Here is a 16,233-nt window from a genome sequence, read left to right as displayed (position 1 = left end):
GTGCTCCTCGCCTAGACCGCGACGCGGTCGACGGTGGAGCCGCCGGGACCCTTGCGCACCTCGAAGCGGACGGGCAGACGCTCGGCCAGCTCGCGCACGTGGGTGACCACGCCGACGACCCGGCCCTGGGCGCCGAGCTCCTCGATGGCGGTGGCGACCGTCTCGAGGGTGTCGGCGTCGAGGCTGCCGAAGCCCTCGTCGAGGAAGATGGACTCGAGGCGCACGGCGCCGCCGGCGGCGAGCTCGGCGATCTGGTCGGCGAGCGCCAGCGCGAGCGCGAGCGACACGAGGAAGGTCTCGCCCCCCGAGAGGGTGCGCGCCAGGCGGACCGTGTCGGCGTTGGCGTGATCGACGACCGCGAACTGCCGGCGGTCGTCGACGGTGAGCGAGTAGGCCCCGCCGGCGAGGACGGCGAGCTGCTGGGTGGCACCGTCGAGCAGCCGTTCGTGGGCCTCGTCGAGAATCCAGCGCTCGAAGTGGTCGGCCTTCAGGTGGGTACCCAGCGAGCGGGCCACCTGCTCGGCCTCGGCCGCCGCGGCGCGCTCACCCTCGAGCGTGGTCCGCCGCTCGAGCGCGAGGTCGAGGGCGGAGAGCTGCCCCTCGGACTTCGTGAGCTCCTCGACCGCCACCATGAGCGGCTCGCGGCCGGCCAGCTCGATGGCCACGCTCTGGCAGAAGTCGTCGATCTTGGTGACGAGCGCGGCGCGAGCCTCGTCGGCGGCGGCTGCCGTGGCCTCGGCGGCGGTGACCTGCTCCTCGAGGAGCGGGCGCTGCTCGTCCGCCCAGGCCACGAGCGCGGCCCAGTCGTCGGTGAGGCGCTCGCCAACGGCCACAGGCGGGCCGAGGACGGACAGGGCGTCGCGCTGCTCGTCGAAGCTGCGCCGCAGCTCCCGCTCGCGCCCGGCGAGACGCTCCTGGCTCGCGGTCAGGCGATCGAGGTCGGCCCGGGCCTCCCGGTCCGCCGCCCGGGCGTTGACGACGTCCCGCTCGGCGCGGACGAGGGCCTCGAGCTGGGCCTTGACCGTGGCCAACGGCGGCTGGCCCTGGACCCGCTCGTCGAGCTCGGCCAGCTGTTCGCGGACGCCGGCCAGCTTGGCCTCGACACGGTCGAGCTCGCGCTGCGCCTCGGCCTGGCGGGCGACGGCCGCCTCGGCGGCGGCGACGGCGGCCGAGCGCTCGGCGCGGGCGTCGGCCAGCGACTGCGAGGTGTGCTCGGGGAGGTGGCCGACGGGCTGCTCGCAGACCGGACAAGGCTCGCCCACCACCAGGGTGGGGACGAGGGCCTGGGCGAGATCGGCCCGCTGGGCCGCGTCGAGGGCGGCCTCGGCGGCGTCGCGGGCCGCGGCCGTGGCCGCGACCGCCTCACGGGCCTCGCCTTCGGCGGTGCGGACCTCGACCTGCTTGGCCTCTCCGGCCAGCAGCCGGGCGGCCACGGCGTCGCGGTCGGCGAGGTCGCGCACGGCCACCTCGAGGGTGCTCTTGTCGACGCTCGGGTCGTGGGCGGCCTCGGCCTGCTCGAGCACGAGCGCGGCGGCCTCGGCCACGCGTCGCTGACGGTCGACCTCGTCGCCCAGAGCCTTGAGGCGGCCGCCCATCTCGTCGACGTCGACGGGCACGGCCAGTCCGGCGAGCAGCACCACCTGGTCGGCGAGGACCGACGTCTGCTCGCGGGCGGCGGTGGCCTCCGCCGCGAGGCGGTCGAGCTCGGGCTGGGCCTCCTCGATGGCGCTCTTGAGGTTGGCGAGCAGCTTGACCCGACCGGCGAGCTCCTTGCGGGCCGCCGGCGTGGCGTCGGCCAGGTCGGCGAGCTGGCGGTCGAGCAGCTCGCCCTCGGTCTTGGCCTTGCTGGCCCGCTGGTTGGCCAGCTCGCGCATGCGGTCGTACACGCCGAGGCCGAGGAGCTCGACCAGCAGGTCCTGGCGGTCGGCCGGCTTCTCGTGCAGAAACCGGGCGAACTCGCCCTGGGGCAACACCACACAGGTGTTGAAGTGCTCGAAGGTGAGGCCCAGCAGTGCGCCGACGGCCTCGCTCACCCCGTCGGCGTCGCCGGCGAGGGTCTCGACCGCCTGGCGGTCGGGCCCGTCCCCGTCGAGGCGCTCGAGGCGCGCCTCCTTCGTCGTGGCGCCCTTGGCCCCGGTGGCCCGCACCACCCGCGCCACCCGGTAGCGCTGGTCGCCCACGGCGAAGTCGAGGCGCACCCGGGCCTCGACCTTGCCCTGGCTGATGAGCGGGCTGACGAGGCGGCGGTCGCCGTACCGGGCGACCGAGCCGTAGAGCGAGAACGTGATGGCGTCGATGACGCTGGACTTGCCGGCGCCGGTGGGGCCCGAGAGGGCGAAGACCTCGGCGTCTCGGAAGTCCACGGTGGTTCGCTCGCGGAAGGCGGTGAAGCCCTCGACCTCCAGCTCGATCGGGCGCATCAGTCGGTGGCCTGCTCGAGGAGCTCGGCGAACAGGGCCGAGAGACCCGGGTCGGACTCGTCCCGCTCGGCGAGGTAGACGTCGAACAGCTCCTGGGGCGACTTGCCGGCCCGTTCGGCCCGCTCCCGGCGCTCGACCTCGGGGCGCACGACGGCCACCTCGACCGCGTCGGGGAACAGCGCGCGCACCTCGTCGGCGAGGCCGGGACGAGCGGGCTCGTCGACCCGCACGCGCAGGTGGTCGTCGCCGGTGGTGCCCACGAGGGCCTGCAGCGCGACGAGGCTGCCCTCGAGGGTGCGCAGGCGCCGTCCCGCCGTGAGCGGGACCGAGCGCACTTCGGCGGGCCGGCCCGGCGCGGCCTCGACGACGAGCACCGCCTTGTCGTCGCGGGTCTCGCCGAAGTCGAGCTGGAGGGGGGACCCGCAGTACCAGGCCGGGCAGGGGCCGGGCAGGGACTGCTGGCGGTGCAGGTGGCCGAGGGCGACGTAGTGGGTGCTCGACGGGAAGGCGGTGGCCGGGACGCTGTAGTCGTCGAAGAGGTGGGCGGTGCGCTCGCCGCCACCGGCGAGGCCACCGACCACCATGAGGTGGGCCACCAGGAGGTTGACGGTGTCGTCGCCGAACCCGGCGGTGAGCACGTCGATGGCCCGTCGGACCCGCTCGGCGTAGCGACCGCCGTGCTCGTCGGCGTCGAGGTCCATGAGGTCCGACGCGGTGACGATGTAGCGCTGGCTGGGGAACGGCACGACCGCGAGCCGCGCCGTCTGGCCGCCGGCCTCGACGTCGATGACGCCGCCGTCCTCGGGCCCGGTGAGCATGGGCACCACTTGCACCCCGACCCCGGCGAGGAGGGGAGCCACAGCGGCGAAGCGACGGGCGTTGTCGTGGTTGCCGGCGATCACGACCACGGGGCGCTCACCGCCTCCGGTCAGCTCGAGCAGGGTGCGGTACACGATCTGCTCGGCGTCGGGTGGCGGGGCGGCGCTGTCGAAGAGGTCGCCCGCCACGAGCACCAGGTCGACGGCCTCCGCGTCGGCGATGCCCACGATCTCGGCGAGGACGGCCTCGTGCTCGTCGGCCCGGCTGCGGCCGCGGATGGTCTTGCCGACGTGCCAGTCGGACGTGTGCAGGATCTTCACGCCGACCTCACAGCTTGGGGAACGTCGAGAAGACGTCGTCGGGGTGCTCGGTGGCCGACGGGTTGGCGCCGGCCTCGGCCGCCCGGGTGGCCCAGGCCGGGAAGGGGAACTGCACCATGAGGGGCACCGGGATCTCGGGCTGGGACAACAGCATGGTGCCGGGCTTGATGATGGTGGCCCGCTGACGCTGCACCTGGGGCAGGAAGCCGTACTCGCCCCGGGTCGCCTCGGCGGCGTCGAGGCGACCCACCACGCGGATGGCCGAGTTGGCCACGATGCGGCGCTCGACCTCGCTGGCGGTCTGCTGGGCCCCGATGAGGATGATGCCGAGCGATCGGCCCCGCTCGGCCACGTCGAGGAGGATCTCCTTGATGGGGCTGGCGCCCTCGCGCGGGGCGTACTTGTTCAGCTCGTCGAGCACCACGAACTGGAGCGGCTTGGCCTGGCCGGCGCGCTCTTTCTCCTCGAAGGCCTTGCGCAGCACCACGCCCACCACGAAGCGCTTGGCCCGGTCGTTGAGGTTGTGCAGGTCGACCACGGTGACCTGCTTCTCGAACTTCACCCGGTGCTTCTCGGGGTTGGCCACGTCGGCGCGGATGAGCGGCTCGAGGTGGCGGATGGCGCCGTTGAGGCGGCGGATGAAGGCGCCGACGGTGCCCGGCCCGATGGCTCGGCCGGCCCAGTCCATGCCGTCGGCCTCGTCCTCGACCTTGGCGCTGATGAGCTCGACGAGATCGCGGAAGGTGCGCACCACGGTGCCGTCGATGCTGACGGCGCCGTCGCCGACCGACTCGGCGTGCTGCTTGAGGCGGTGGGTGACGTTGTGCACGACCATCGTGTACTGCTGGCGGTCGTCCTCGGCGTCGGCGAAGAGGAAGGGCAGGAGCTCCTCGGTGCAGAACTGCTCGATGGTCCAGAACACCGAGGTGACGCCCTCGGTGCGGCTGGTGACGTCGGGCGCGGCGTTGCGGTCGCCGCGGCGGGGCGGGGCGAAGACGTCCACGCTGGTGAAGGGCCCCGGCGTGAGGCCCAGCTTCGTGTAGCGGTCGTGGTCCTCGGAGCGCAGCATCGTGTTGGGATGGTCGAGGAAGAGCAGGTCCTCGCCCTTCACGTTGAAGATCAGCGCCTTGGTGTTGACCGCGTCGACGCCGAGCGCCCCCGAGTGGAACAGGCTGTAGAGCAGGAAGGTGGCGTAGGTGGTCTTGGTGGCCACCCCGCTGATGCCGCTGATGTTGACGTGGGCGCCCCGGGTGCCGTCGAGGAACTCGAGGTTGACGTACAGCGGCTCGTCGTCGCGGGTGAGCCCGGCGGGCAGGCGCTTGGTCATGCCGTCGAAGAAAAGGGCCTGGTCGCGCTCGGCCCCCGACGCTCGCCGGACGGCCTGGCCGGGCAGGGGCGGGACGAAGACCTCGGGCTCGAACCGGGTGGCCTGCACCTGCGCGGCCTCGCTCACCTCGGCCGGCAGGACGCCGTCCTCGATGAGCCAGACGTCGCTGTCGAAGCGGGCGCCCTCGTGGCGTGCCCGCACCTGACCCACGACGCCGTAGATCTTCACCGGCTCGCGCCCGGGCAGATCGGTGCGCTCGAGGGCGACGACGTCGTCGAGCTGCAGGAAGGCGTCGGGGCCGACGCCGACCCAGAATTCGAGCGGCGTGGCGTCCTCGGTGCCGATGACTCGCCCGACGAGGGGCTCCGGATCCTCCACGGGCCGAACCTACCGCGGCCCTGTGACAGCGACGACGACCCGCCCGAGGTACGGACCCCACCCGCAACGGCGGCGCGCCGGCCATCGGGGGCGCCTGGGCGCTCTCGTCGAGCTCGGCGACCGGCGTACCCGAGCGGGGGCGGTCGCGCCCGGTAAGGCTCAGTACACGATCACCGGCCTGAATCCCGGCCCCCACAGCGGCCGACCCCCGGGGCTCCCCGGGGTCACGCCGCGACCTCTTCGGGTGGGTCGCCACCCGGGGTACCGCGGCACCCCGTCAGGGTTCACCGCGGAGCATCCGCGGATCCGAGGCTGCCGCCGGCCCGACCCGCGGCTCGCGGTCACCGCCTCGGCGACGCGGCCGCCTCGACGGCGGCGCCGTAGCGGCGCTCCCACTCCGTCGTGTCGGCGGACGCGATGCCCTGTTCGACGGGCGAGCCGTCGAGCAGCGCCGCCAACAGGTCGAGGCACACGTGGTAGCCGGCGCCGGCGCCGGTCACGACCTTCGGATCCTCACTGCCCAACCACGTGGTGAAGGTGAGGACGGTGCCGCCGTCGGTGGGATGCAGCTCCCAGAGCAGCACGTCGCCGTCCCACGTCCAATGGAAGCGGCGGGGCGGGTCCCAGTCGAGGATCTCGCCCCGCAACAGGGGGGTGTCGTCGGGGTACTGCTCCACGACCGACGGCCAGAACGGCAGCTCGAGCGTCGCCCCCGCACGCCGCTCGCCCACGATGTCGCATGGCATCCAGTGCACCAGGTGCTCGGACTCGGTGAGCGCCCGCCACACCTTCTCAGGCGGGTGGGCGAGGCGGCGGGTGTACTGCAGACCGAGGCGGCCCTCGTCGTTCAGCACGGTGGCGATCGGTGCAGTCGGGTCGGTCATGGTTCCTCCGGGTCGTCCATCTCGTCGAGGCGGCGTTCGAGGGCGTCCAGCCGGTCGGACCAGATGCGACGGTAGGGCTCGAGCCAGGCGTCGAGCTCGACCAGCGGCCCCACGTCCACCCGGTACCAGCGCCGCTGCGCCTCCGCCCGCACCCGCACCAGCCCCGACTCCTTCAGCACCCGGAGGTGCTTCGACACGCTGGGTTGTGCGAGGCCGAGCTCAGTCGCCAGGTCGCCGACCACGCGCTCGCCATCGACCAGCGCATCGAGGATGCGCCGCCGCTGGGGCTCGGCCAACGCTTCGATCGCAGCCACCATGGCAAGCAGTATGCTTTATCAGGAATATGCTCGTCAAGGCATGTACGGGCTGCGTTGAGTAGGTGACCGTCCCGCCCGCGCGAGTTGAGTAGGTCCTACTCATGACCCGCGGGGGTCGGCGGTGGTCCTCTGGGCACATGGACACACCGATCACCACAACCCCGGCCACCACCAGCCCGGCCGCCGCCTCGGTGGCCTGGTACAACCGCCCCGGACCGGCGCTCGTCGCCGGCGTCGGGCTGCTCCTGCTGTGCGGCGTGTTCGCCGCGCTCTGGATGACCACCCCCTTCTTCCTCGCCCGGGCACTGGGCTACCTCTGCGGTGGCGCCGGCATCATGCTCGTGTGGGGCGGGGTCAACGGCCTGCGCGAGCAGCGTGCCGAGAACGAGTGGAGGCACTGACATGGCCCGCACCGACAAGTACGAGGCGTACCGCGAGCGCTGGATGATGGAGGTGGCTCCCCACGTGGAGGGCGAGCTGCTCGCCGTCGGCGTGTTCTCCCGGGCCGGGACGATGGGCTCGTTCGGCCTCGGCCAGGTCTCCCCGCTCGCCGGCCTGATCAAGCGAGGGTTCGACAAGGGCAAGGCCGACAACCTGCCCCAGAGCTTCGTGGTCGCGGTCACCGCCGACCGGGTCTACGTGTTCGACTACAAGCCCAAGGGCACGAGCATCAAGGTCAAGGCCCCCCTGCGGGTCTGGGACCGGGACCAGGTGCACGTGCATCGCACCCCCGTCAAGGTCGGCGCCATGAGCAACACCTACCAGGTCGAGCTCGCCGGCCAGGGGGCCATCAACATCGAGTCGGGCAAGATGCCCGGCTCCACGGCCGAGTACAACGCGCCGGTCCTCGACCTGCTGGCCGCCTGAACCGCATCAGCCGCCAGGGCCTCGCCGGGCCCCGCAGCGGACGGGCCGGCCCCACATCGCCCCGGGGCCGGTCCGTTCGCGTCGTCGGCCCGGGCGGGGACGCATCCCGGGCGGTAGCGTCCGCCCCGATGTCCAGCCGCCCCCGCATCGGGATCACGTCCTGGCCCCGCGACGTCGACTACGAGGGCGTCGCCGAGCGGTGCGACACCTACTCCCACGACTACGTGCGGTCGGTGATCGATGCCGGTGGCCTCCCCATCCTCCTCCCCCTCAACGACGAGTCCGACGCCGGCCAGGAGGTCTTCACCGCCCTGCTCGACCTCGTGGACGGCGTGGTGCTCACCGGTGGTGGCGACGTCCATCCCGCTGCCTACGGCGCCGTCGCCGACGAGCGCACGAAGTACACCGACGCCGAGCGCGACGCCTGGGACCACCAGCTGATGCGCATGGTGGTCGACCGGGGGATCCCCACCCTCGGCATCTGCCGGGGTCTCCAGGTCGCCAACGTCGTCTTCGGGGGCACCCTGTCCCAGCACCTCGACGGCCACGAGGCCGACCACCTGGCCTACGACACCGCCCACACCGTGCTCGTCGAGCCGGGCACCCGCCTCGCGGCGCTGCTCGGCCACGGCGAGGCGGAGGTCAACTCGCTCCACCACCAGGGCATCGACACCCTCGGGCCGGGGGTGCGGGCCGTGGCCACCAGTGCCGACGGCGTGGTCGAAGCCATCGAGCTCGAGGGCTCGGACCACTTCCTCGCGGTCCAGTGGCACCCGGAGCTGCTGCGCCACCGCCCCGAGCAGCTCGGCCTGTTCGGCGACCTCGTCGAACGGTCGCGGCGGCGCCCCGTTTCGTAGACTCCGGCGATGGGACGGATCCAACGCACCATCGACCTGGCCAAGGCGAGTGGGCGGGTGCTGAGCAAGGACCGCGAGCTGGCCCTGCTGCCCGTGCTCTCGTTCATCGTCAACCTCGTCGTGATGGCGGCGTTCCTCGCCCTGGTGCTGCTCGTGGGCGGCGACGAGCTGTTCGACACGAGCAGCAGCTCGTCGTCGACGTCGACCTCGACGGGCTTCGACGCCTCGCCCTTCGTCTACCTGCTCGGGATCGTCGGCTACCTGGTGGCCACGTTCGTCACGGTGTTCTTCCAGACCGCGCTGGTGTCCGGGGCCAACGAGTCGCTCTCGGGCGGCGATCCGACCCTCGGCTCCTCGCTCGCCGGCGCCTCCAGCCGCCTCCACCGCATCCTCCCGTGGGCCCTGCTCACCGGCTCGGTGGGCCTGGTGCTCGAGGCCATCGAGGAGCGGGCGGGCTTCGTGGGGGCGATCGTGGCCAACCTCATCGGGGCGGCGTGGCGCATCGTCACCTTCCTCGTCATCCCGGTGCTGGTGGTCGAGGACCTCGGCCCGATCGACGCCACCAAGCGCTCGGCCCAGCTCTTCAAGTCCACCTGGGGAGAGAACCTGGCCGCGCAGATGGGCTTCGGCCTGCTCGGGTTCATCGCCATCCTCCCGGGCGCCCTCATCGGCGGCCTGCTGGCCGCCACCGGCACCACCGCCCTCGTGATCGTCGGCATCGGGATCATCGTCCTCTGGGTCGCCGTCGTGGTCACGATCGTGTCGGCCCTGAGCGGCATCTTCCAGATGGCCCTCTACCGCTACGCCACCACCGGCGAGGTGCCCATGGGCTTCCCTGCCGACGCCCTCACCTCGGCGTTCGGCCCTCGGAAGGGACGCGGCACCAAGGCCTGACCACCGCCCGGACGCGACCCCGGCTCAGAAGGGCCCGCCGGCGAGCTCCTCGGCATCCACCTGGTCCTGGGCCTCGCTGCGACCGGCCCGCTCCTTGCCGCCCCGCGGCGCGAGTTGGCCCGTCGCGAAGTCGCAGGTGCCGAGCACCGTGCCATAGGCGAGGTAGGGGCCCCACACCGCGATGCCGGCCGGGCCGACGTCCTCCCAGTGCCCCTGGTCGGCGGTGTAGCGGCCGAAGGCCCTCCAGTAGCCCGCCGACTTCACGCCTTTCAGGGTGGGCTCGAACCCGCCACCGAGCGGCAGGGCGAACACGAGGCCGAAGGCGATCGAGGCCACCGGCACGATCCAGATCGTGCTCTGGGTGGCCCACAGCGGCCAGGTGGCGCACACGATCCCCGCCGCGAACGGTCCCACGTACAGGACGCGGAACCGCCGGCGGACCAGGCCCTCGTCCTTGGCCCGCTTGAACACCGCGGCCCGGTAGTGGCGCCACCACGACGGGCTCTTGTCCGCCCAGAGCGGCGGGCCGGTGATCTCGCCGGTGGGGCTCTGTGCCCGCAGCGCGTCCAGCACCACCTGCTCGGCCGGCAGCGCGCCCTGGGCCGCCGAGGGCACCCGCAGCACCCAGCGGTCCGGCCCGTAGCCGTCGATGGTGACCACCCCCCGGTGAGCGAGGTCGAGCACCGTGCCCGCCACGGCGTCCTGATCGAGCTTGCGGCCGTCGGCCAGCAGCAACCCCACCACCGCGGGGTCGTAGGCGTCGGGCGGGTCGACCACGTGGTCGGGAAAGGTGGCCTGGTAGCGCTCACGGGCCCGCCGGTCGGAGGTCTGGAGCCGGTACCACTGCACCACCATCAACAGGCAGACGCCCGCACCCACCCCCACCAGCACCCAGGTGATCATCTGCTTCTGGAGGTCCTGGCTGTCGAGGGTGCTCTCCAGCGACTCGCTGTTGGCGTCCGCCGTCGCCACCTCGTTCTGGAAGGCCGACGCGCTCGTCACCGCCCCGAAGTCGCCGGCCAGGCCGGGGGCCAGGCCCGGGGGCAGCCCCACGAGCAGGTCGGAGGAGGTCCAGATGGGCGACTCGCCGGTGAAGCGCACCTTGGCGGGCCGCACCGAGACCTCCTGGTCGAGCCCGTTGATCCAGTGGAAGTCGATGTCCGCCGGGCGGGTGCCCTCGGGCAGGAGGAGCACCCCGCTGACCTCGACGGGCGGGTCCTGGCGGGAGGCGTCGCTGGGTTCGGCCACGAGCGGGGTGTTGATGGTGGTGATGTCGTCGCCGGCCTTGACCGCTCCGGTGATGGTGAAGGTGGCCACCGCCTCCTCGCCGGTGACGGGGACGTTGACCGTCTCGAATTCGGACGATCCCTGCGCCGGCGCACCGTTCACCCGGAGGTCCTCGACGCCGCCGAGGAGCGGCTTGGGGACGGGCAGGATGCCGCCCTCGTCGTCGAGGAAGCGGGCGCCCATGCGCACCCTCAGATCACCGGTGGGCTGGAGGGTGATGCGGTAGGTCAGGGCCTCGAGGTGGCTCCCCCGGGGGGACGACATGAACGCGATCTGGCCGTCCTGGAGGCCGCAGCCGGCCGCCACGACGACGAACAACAGGGCGCACAGGGTGGCTCGTTTCATCGGACACAGCCCACCACGCCCGCGCCCGCCCGTCCTGAGTAGCACCTACTCATCTTCGCCCACCCGGGGTGCCGGGCGTGCACCGCGCCGAGCGCGACCCGTAGCGTGCCCGCCATGACGACAGGCGCGGTCTCGTACGAACTCGACGGCTCCGTGGCGGTGATCCGCCTCGACGACGGGAAGGCCAACGCCATCTCCCACGAGCTCGTCGACGACCTCCACGCCGCCCTCGACCGGGCCGAGGCCGAAGCCCGCGCGGTGGTGCTGGTGGGACGCGAGGGCCGGTTCTCCGCGGGCTTCCACCTGCCCACCATGACTGCGGGCACCGAGGAGATGCAGGGCCTGGTCACCGCCGGCGCCGAGCTGCTCCTGCGCCTCTACCTGCTCCCCCGCCCCCTCGTGGTCGCCTGCACCGGCCATGCCCTCGCCGCGGGCGCCCTCATCCTGCTGGTCGGCGACGTCCGCATCGGTGCGGAAGGCGAGTTCAAGATCGGCCTCAACGAGGTCGCCATCGGCATGCAGCTGCCGATCTTCGCGGTCGAGCTGGCCCGCGATCGCCTGCTGCCCACCGCCTTCACCCACGCCACCATGGGCGCCCAGCTCTACGGCCCCGACGAGGCGGCCGCGGTGGGCTACCTGGACCGGGTGGTGCCCGCCGGCGAGCTCGTCGCCGCGGCCACGGCCGAGGCCGCCCGCCTGGGCGAGCTGCGCACCGGTGCTTTCGCCGAGACGAAGCAGCGGGCGCGCACCACCACCGCCGACTTCGCCCGAGCCACGCTGGCGGAGGACATGTCCAGCATCGAGGTGCCCCAGCCGTAGAGCACCCCGGGGGGTCAGTCGGCCGGCTGGACCTCGAAGGTCAGGTCCCACTCGTGGGTGCCCCGGATCACCCGCTTCACCTCGAGCCCGATGGTGTGCTCGCCGTTCTCGAGGCCCACCGCCGGTGGTGAGTGCCACACGAACCCGTTGTCGGTGGCCTCGACGTTGCCGTCGTCGGTGACGTCCTCGCCGTCGAAAGTCAGCACCGCCGAGCCCAGATTGGTCGACGGCGAGACCTCGATCTCGATCGTCAGCCCCACGGCCTGCTGCGGCGTGATGGTGGCCCCCGGATCGACCCCGGTGGCGGTGACCGAGACCTGGTTCATGTTCCAGATCCAGACGAGGCCCACCACGGCCAGCCCCACGAACGCAAGCGCGAGCAGGAGGTTCACCCGGTCGACGGACTTGCGGCTGCTGAAGCTGCGGCGGCGACCGGGGCCAGGCTTGCGGGGTGCCCCGCCACCGGTGGGGCGGGTCACCGGCACGTGTGGCGTGCGCACAGGACCGCTCGCCTTGCGATCGCCACGGCGGCGACCGGAGGAGCCAGCTCCGGGGATGTCTCGCAGCGAAGAGCTCATGACCAGGGCCATCCTGCCAGGTGCGGCCCCGATGGCCCAACCACCCGGTCAGGGGCGCCGGACGGCCTCCCGGGCCGCGCTGGCCGCAGCGTGCGCCGCCGTCGGTGACCAGCCGAGTGCCTCGAGGTGCGCGGTGAGGCGGGCGGCGAGGCGGTCGTGATCCGGGCGCCACGGGCGCGCCGACGGATGGCGGCGGCGGGCCGCGGCTTCGTCGGCGGCGGGCGCAGGCCGGGCACCGGCCCGGACGCCGGCGCCGGCCGGGTCGGCGGTCACGCCACGAGGGGGAGATCGGCCAACGGGGCGAACCGCTCGTCCGAGTCGGCGAGCCGGCGGAGGCGGCGCCGCATGCGGCTGCTCACCTGGCGGACGGCCTCGGGGCTGGCCCCGAGGCCGGCGGCCACGGTGTGCGACGGGGACGGGTCGCCCAGGTCCGCCTGGAGGCGGAGCTCGAGGACGATGGCCTGGTCGCGGGGCGAACCCACCCGGCCCAGGCCGTCCAGCAACAGGTCGGCCAGGGCGTGGTGACGACTCGCCTCGCGCAGCACCTCGAAGGCCGACCCCTCCTCGCCCGACCAGACGGCAGGACCGGTGGCGTCGGCGACGCCACCGTCGTCGTGGGCCCCCTCGTCCAACTCGTCGGCGTGGATGCCCACCCAGCGCGCCGCGAGGCGGCGCAGGCGGCTGGCGGCCCAGGTCCAGGGCAGCGCCCCACCGTCGGGACGCCAGGCGCCGGCACAGGCGAAGAGCTCGAGGCAGGCGTCCATGACCAGCCCGTCCACCTCCTCTCGGGGCACGCCCCGCACCCCGACCGCACCCAGGTGGGCCCGCATCACGGCCGCGAGGCGGGCACCGCAGGCCTCGTAGAGCTCGAACACCGCGGCCGCCTCGCCGTCGGCCATGCGGACCATGAGTGCCGCGACCCGGGCCCGGTCCTCCTGTGCGTTCGCTTCCATCGTGTGCTCCTCCCCGGCCCCCACCACGGGGCCGATCGCCGGAGCACATCGTGCGAAACGGGTCTGACAGTTACGCCGCTGTCATTCCTCTCGGGCCGGTCGCCAGACCATCGGAGGCCGACCGTCCGCCCAGAACCCGGACCCAACGCCCGGGTCCAGGTCCGGTCGGCCTCCGCCAGCCTGCGGACATCATGGGTGGGCCGGTCGGCTCGTCCTAGGGCCGAAGGTCCCTGGCCCGCTCGCCCAGCTCGCCCACCCCGTCGGCGATGGCGGCGGCGAGCACGTCGACGTCGGAGGCCGTGTCCCGGTCGCCGGTGACCCCGAACGACAGCCGGCCGTTGTAGGAGAGGATTGCGGTGCCCACCCGGACGCCGTGGCTGATGGGCACGAACGGTCGGTACTCGAGCATCTCCCGACCCAGGCAGTACAGGGGGAACTGGGGGCCCGGCACGTTGGTGGTGACGGTGTTGACCGAGCGCTGCGGCAGGCGGTGCATGAGCCGGGTGGCCAGGCGGCTGACCGTGCCCAGGATCATCGGCGGGGCGAGGGCGCCGAGGGTGGTCACGGTCTCGCCGGCGTCCGCCATGTGCGACTGCTTCAGCTCGCGCATGTCGGCGCACACCCGCTCGACCCGCTCGACCGGGTCGGCGAGATCGACCGGCAGGTCGAGCAGCAGGGCCGACACCCGGTTGTCGGGCACGCCCTCGGCGTCCTCGGTCCGCACCGACACCGGCACGAGGGTGGTGACCACGGCCCGGTCGGGGTCCTCGCCCCGGGCGGCCAGGAGCGCCCGGTAGCCGCCGCTCACCGTTGCGAGCACCACGTCGTTGACCGTGCCGCCCACTGCCTTGCCGATGGTCTTCACCTCGACGAGGGAGGCCTCGGAGTGGGCCCACGACCGGGTGGCCCCGATCGGCCCCTCTATGGACAGCGGCGGGGTGGTGCCGAGGTGCCGGGTGAAGCCGATCAGACCCTCCCCCGTGTCGGTCACCGAGCGGAGGGCGCCGAGCGGGTCGCGCGCGATGGCGGCGGGGACCTGGCCGGCCAGGTGCAGCGCGTCGCCGGCCGCGCCGGTCCAGGCATCGAGCACCCGGGAGACACCGGACGGCTCGGGCTGCGGCTGCCAGGGAGGCGGGTCGGGCAGCTCGACGTCACGCTCGAGGTCGAGCAGCACCGTGAGGAGGCCCACCCCGGAGATGCCGTCCACCATGGCGTGGTGGACCTTGAAGATCAGGGCCCAGCGCTCGTCGGCCAGGCCTCGCACCAGGTGGGTCTCCCAGAGGGGGCGCTCCCGATCGAGCGGCCGTGACATGGCGTCGGCCATGAGATCGCAGAGCGCGGCGTCGTCACCCGGGCCGGGCAGTGCCAGCTCGCCGACGTGGTCGCGGACGTCGAAGTCCGCGGCGTCCACCCAGATCGGCCGGCCCAGCTCGAGCGGGACCGAGCGCACCCGTTGGCGGTAGCGCGGGATGAGGTGCAACTTCGCCTCGAGCAGCCCGATCAGGTCCTCGAGCTCGGGCGCCGGGCCCTCGAACACGGACAGGCCGGCGATGTGGAGGTGGGCGACGTCGTCCTCGAGGTGCAGGAACTCGGCGTCGAGCGGGCTCAGGCGGTCCATGACCGGTCCCTCCTACCCACGACCGACGGCCAGCGTCTCGTCGAACGAGCGCCGGACGCAGTCGGACAGGACCTCGGGATCGGGCACCGAAGCCGTGTCGATGGTGAGGCCCACGCAACCGACGCCGACGTGGGACAGCAGGGCCACGCTGAGTGCCGAGCCGCTGGGCGGGGCGAAGGCCCACTCGCGCTCCACCTCGGCGCCGGCGAGGTAGTGCCGCATCGGCACCCCCGGGACGTTGGTGACCACGGCGTCCACCCCCTTCAGCATCCCACCGAACAGGGCGGTGGTCACCGAGATCGGGAGGCGGTCGAGCACGGTGGCGAGCGGCTCGGTGAGGCCGAGCGAGGGCTCGGTGCGCCACTCCTGGGCCACCCGGCCGACCACGGCCATCCGGGCCTGCGGGTCGCGGACGTAGGCGGGGACCGCGAAGCGGGCCGGGACGAAGCGGTTCCCGCCCATCGGGTCGCCCTCGTGGCGCACGTTGATGGGCATGGTGAAGCGCAGCTCCCGAAGCGGCGCCTCGTGATGGCGGTGGTACTCGGCCAGGCCACCCACGACCGCGGCGAGAAAGGCGTCGTTGGCGTGACCGCCCACGGCGTGGCCGGCGGCGCGCAGGTCGTCGAAGGGCACCTCGAACGCCTCGAAGCGGCGAGCGAGGCTGCGCTCGCGCATGATCGGCGAGCAGGGCTCGGTGACCGGGCGGAGCAGCTTGGTGACCGAGCCGCCCATGCGGGCGGCGTCGCGCATCGACCCCAGCGGGTCGCGGGCGAACCCGGACATCGCCGACGCCGCCGCGCCCGGCACGCGGGTGGCGTTGCGGGCGGCGTCGCGCACCGTCTCCGAGAGCGCGCCGGCGAAGAGCGCGCCTGCCCCGGCGGCCGACTCGGCCGTTCGTGGCTTCGGGGGCTCGGGCTCGGGCGCGTCAGCCTCCTGGTCCACCAGCATCAGCGCCAGACGCACGCCCCCCACCCCGTCGGTGACGGTGTGGTGCACCTTCTGCACGAAGGCCGCCCGGCCACCAGGGAGCCCTTCGACCAGGGTGAACTCCCACAGGGGCCGGGCCCGGTCGAACGGGGCCAGCGACAGAGCCTGGGCCACGTCGAGGGCCGCCCGAAGGGGGTCGACGCCGGCGGGGGCCTCCGGCGCCCGCACCCGCCGCAGGTGGTAGTCGAGGTCGAAGCGGTGGTCGTCGACCCACCGGGGCGCGCCGACCCGCAGCGGCGGCACCACCACCCGCTGGCGGAGGCGGGGCACGAGGTGGGACCCGTGGTGCAGCCGGCGCTGGAGGCGCTCCCAGTCGGGGACCCGGTCGAGCAGGGCCACCGCGGTGATGGTGGAGCGCAGGACCGGGTCCTTCTCGATGTCCCAGAGCACCGAGTCCGACGCCCCGAGGCGACGTTCGAATTCTTCGTCCACGCCCTCGTCCACCCCGGCGTCGTCGGTGTTCCCCACGGCTCGATCATGTGTCCGGTGGGCCCCCGGCCCAAGGGCCGAAGGTCACGTTGTGCCTCCTGTCGCCACCCTCGGGACGTTTGGCCCTGCCCGCT

Annotated in this window: 16 protein-coding genes; 5 read left to right on the top strand and 11 right to left on the bottom strand. The window is 73.2% G+C overall.

Features of this window, described 5'->3' with window-relative positions:
* Nucleotides 1-11 precede the first annotated feature (11 nt).
* The 5 genes from JNK12_01005 to JNK12_00985 all read right to left on the bottom strand — a co-directional run bounded on the left by JNK12_01005 (nt 12) and on the right by JNK12_00985 (nt 6,465).
* Entirely contained in the window at nt 12-2,420 is a 2,409-nt protein-coding gene (locus JNK12_01005; GenBank protein MBL8774470.1) for an SMC family ATPase, read from the bottom strand.
* On the bottom strand, nt 2,420-3,559 hold the full coding sequence (gene sbcD / locus JNK12_01000) for an exonuclease subunit SbcD (GenBank protein MBL8774469.1): 1,140 nt from the start codon (nt 3,557-3,559) through the stop codon (nt 2,420-2,422). The genes JNK12_01005 and sbcD overlap by 1 nt, the downstream gene beginning before the upstream one ends.
* A 7-nt stretch (nt 3,560-3,566) precedes the next feature.
* Nucleotides 3,567-5,264, bottom strand: a complete 1,698-nt coding sequence (locus JNK12_00995) for an ATP-binding protein (protein ID MBL8774468.1) — start codon at nt 5,262-5,264, stop codon at nt 3,567-3,569.
* A gap of 341 nt (nt 5,265-5,605) precedes the next feature.
* Entirely contained in the window at nt 5,606-6,148 is a 543-nt protein-coding gene (locus JNK12_00990) for an SRPBCC domain-containing protein (GenBank protein MBL8774467.1), read from the bottom strand.
* Nucleotides 6,145-6,465 carry a winged helix-turn-helix transcriptional regulator gene (locus JNK12_00985; GenBank protein ID MBL8774466.1) on the bottom strand — a complete coding sequence of 107 codons (321 nt, stop codon included), beginning with the start codon at nt 6,463-6,465 and terminating at the stop codon, nt 6,145-6,147. Before JNK12_00985 ends, JNK12_00990 begins: the two co-directional genes overlap by 4 nt.
* A 137-nt stretch (nt 6,466-6,602) precedes the next feature.
* Between JNK12_00985 and JNK12_00980 the strand changes: the two genes are divergently transcribed.
* From JNK12_00980 to JNK12_00965, 4 genes are all read left to right on the top strand, one after another.
* Nucleotides 6,603-6,866 carry a hypothetical protein gene (locus JNK12_00980; GenBank protein MBL8774465.1) on the top strand — a complete coding sequence of 88 codons (264 nt, stop codon included), beginning with the start codon at nt 6,603-6,605 and terminating at the stop codon, nt 6,864-6,866.
* 1 nt (nt 6,867) lies between these two features.
* On the top strand, nt 6,868-7,332 hold the full coding sequence (locus tag JNK12_00975; protein ID MBL8774464.1) for a hypothetical protein: 465 nt from the start codon (nt 6,868-6,870) through the stop codon (nt 7,330-7,332).
* Between the two features lie 128 nt (nt 7,333-7,460).
* Nucleotides 7,461-8,189: a gamma-glutamyl-gamma-aminobutyrate hydrolase family protein gene (locus tag JNK12_00970; GenBank protein ID MBL8774463.1), complete on the top strand. Its 729-nt coding sequence runs from the start codon at nt 7,461-7,463 to the stop codon at nt 8,187-8,189.
* Nucleotides 8,190-8,198: 9 nt separating this feature from the next.
* Entirely contained in the window at nt 8,199-9,083 is an 885-nt protein-coding gene (locus tag JNK12_00965; protein ID MBL8774462.1) for a hypothetical protein, read from the top strand.
* Between the two features lie 24 nt (nt 9,084-9,107).
* Here the strand turns inward: JNK12_00965 and JNK12_00960 are convergent, their stop codons facing one another.
* Nucleotides 9,108-10,715: a DUF2207 domain-containing protein gene (locus JNK12_00960; GenBank protein MBL8774461.1), complete on the bottom strand. Its 1,608-nt coding sequence runs from the start codon at nt 10,713-10,715 to the stop codon at nt 9,108-9,110.
* Nucleotides 10,716-10,829: 114 nt separating this feature from the next.
* Between JNK12_00960 and JNK12_00955 the strand changes: the two genes are divergently transcribed.
* A complete protein-coding gene (locus JNK12_00955) occupies nt 10,830-11,534 on the top strand; it encodes a crotonase/enoyl-CoA hydratase family protein (GenBank protein MBL8774460.1) in 705 nt (234 codons plus the stop codon).
* A 14-nt stretch (nt 11,535-11,548) separates the two neighbouring features.
* On the opposite strand, the gene JNK12_00950 is transcribed toward JNK12_00955, so the two are convergent.
* The 5 genes from JNK12_00950 to JNK12_00930 all read right to left on the bottom strand — a co-directional run bounded on the left by JNK12_00950 (nt 11,549) and on the right by JNK12_00930 (nt 16,138).
* Nucleotides 11,549-12,013: a hypothetical protein gene (locus JNK12_00950; GenBank protein ID MBL8774459.1), complete on the bottom strand. Its 465-nt coding sequence runs from the start codon at nt 12,011-12,013 to the stop codon at nt 11,549-11,551.
* A gap of 147 nt (nt 12,014-12,160) precedes the next feature.
* On the bottom strand, nt 12,161-12,385 hold the full coding sequence (locus tag JNK12_00945) for a hypothetical protein (GenBank protein ID MBL8774458.1): 225 nt from the start codon (nt 12,383-12,385) through the stop codon (nt 12,161-12,163).
* The gene (locus JNK12_00940; GenBank protein MBL8774457.1) at nt 12,382-13,065 is read right to left on the bottom strand and encodes a hypothetical protein; all 684 of its coding nucleotides are present in this window, start codon (nt 13,063-13,065) and stop codon (nt 12,382-12,384) included. Before JNK12_00940 ends, JNK12_00945 begins: the two co-directional genes overlap by 4 nt.
* 214 nt (nt 13,066-13,279) lie before the next feature.
* Nucleotides 13,280-14,683 (bottom strand): wax ester/triacylglycerol synthase family O-acyltransferase, encoded by a 1,404-nt coding sequence (locus JNK12_00935; GenBank protein MBL8774456.1) that lies wholly within the window; start codon nt 14,681-14,683, stop codon nt 13,280-13,282.
* Nucleotides 14,684-14,695: 12 nt separating this feature from the next.
* On the bottom strand, nt 14,696-16,138 hold the full coding sequence (locus JNK12_00930; protein ID MBL8774455.1) for a DUF1298 domain-containing protein: 1,443 nt from the start codon (nt 16,136-16,138) through the stop codon (nt 14,696-14,698).
* Nucleotides 16,139-16,233: the final 95 nt, after the last annotated feature.

Source organism: Acidimicrobiales bacterium (assembly GCA_016794585.1).
In the GTDB taxonomy this organism is placed as follows: Bacteria; Actinomycetota; Acidimicrobiia; order Acidimicrobiales; family DATDAH01; genus JAEUJM01.
Note: the sequence above shows the minus strand (reverse complement) of the source record. Positions and strands in the feature narration are given on the sequence as shown.

Bases quoted from the DNA above. Each gene is read 5' to 3' on its own strand.
- JNK12_00965 (MBL8774462.1), top strand. From the start codon at position 8,199: ATGGGACGGATCCAACGCACCATCGACCTGGCCAAGGCGAGTGGGCGG.
- JNK12_00980 (MBL8774465.1), top strand. From the start codon at position 6,603: ATGGACACACCGATCACCACAACCCCGGCCACCACCAGCCCGGCCGCC.
- JNK12_00955 (MBL8774460.1), top strand. From the start codon at position 10,830: ATGACGACAGGCGCGGTCTCGTACGAACTCGACGGCTCCGTGGCGGTG.
- JNK12_00940 (MBL8774457.1), bottom strand. From the start codon at position 13,065: ATGGAAGCGAACGCACAGGAGGACCGGGCCCGGGTCGCGGCACTCATG.
- JNK12_00975 (MBL8774464.1), top strand. From the start codon at position 6,868: ATGGCCCGCACCGACAAGTACGAGGCGTACCGCGAGCGCTGGATGATG.
- JNK12_00970 (MBL8774463.1), top strand. From the start codon at position 7,461: ATGTCCAGCCGCCCCCGCATCGGGATCACGTCCTGGCCCCGCGACGTC.
- JNK12_00960 (MBL8774461.1), bottom strand. From the start codon at position 10,715: ATGAAACGAGCCACCCTGTGCGCCCTGTTGTTCGTCGTCGTGGCGGCC.
- JNK12_00935 (MBL8774456.1), bottom strand. From the start codon at position 14,683: ATGGACCGCCTGAGCCCGCTCGACGCCGAGTTCCTGCACCTCGAGGAC.
- JNK12_01005 (MBL8774470.1), bottom strand. From the start codon at position 2,420: ATGCGCCCGATCGAGCTGGAGGTCGAGGGCTTCACCGCCTTCCGCGAG.
- JNK12_00985 (MBL8774466.1), bottom strand. From the start codon at position 6,465: ATGGTGGCTGCGATCGAAGCGTTGGCCGAGCCCCAGCGGCGGCGCATC.
- JNK12_00990 (MBL8774467.1), bottom strand. From the start codon at position 6,148: ATGACCGACCCGACTGCACCGATCGCCACCGTGCTGAACGACGAGGGC.